Source organism: Vibrio sp. 970 (assembly GCF_033339075.1).
On record NZ_JAWOTW010000873.1, the window covers coordinates 1 to 506 of the forward strand.

1 protein-coding gene is annotated in these 506 nt (G+C 49.4%); it reads left to right on the top strand.

Annotated features, from left to right (window positions below; genetic code table 11):
* Positions 1–75: 75 nt before the first annotated feature.
* On the top strand, positions 76–506 hold a 431-nt coding region (locus R7Q11_RS29660), incomplete at its 3' end, for a sugar-binding domain-containing protein (RefSeq protein ID WP_405532666.1).

Here is a 506-nt window from a genome sequence, read left to right on the forward strand (position 1 = left end):
TGCACTGATGTTGAGCCGCGATGAAACCAATCCGCACTCCAACATAAGCGCACCAAGCCGAGGGGAGATCAAAACGTGAACAATTGGGAAAACTTCCAACACTTACACGAGAATCGTATGGCACCGCGTGCGTACTTTTTCTCCTACGACTCTGTTCAGAGCGCACAAACCTTTCAACGTGAACTGAGTCGCCGCTTTATGTTGCTCAGCGGCCAATGGACATTCCGTTATTTCACCAACCCAATGTTGGTACCTGATGAGTTTTACTCACAAACAATGAACGACTGGGGACACATTACCGTCCCAAACATGTGGCAAATGGAAGGCCACGGCGATCTGCAATACACCGATGAGGGCTTCCCATTCCCGATCGACGTCCCGTTTGTACCAACCGACAACCCAACGGGCGCTTATCAACGCACATTTACACTTGGTCCACAGTGGGATAACCAACAAACCATCATCAAGTTCGACGGCGTGGAAACCTACTTTGAAGTGTACGTAAA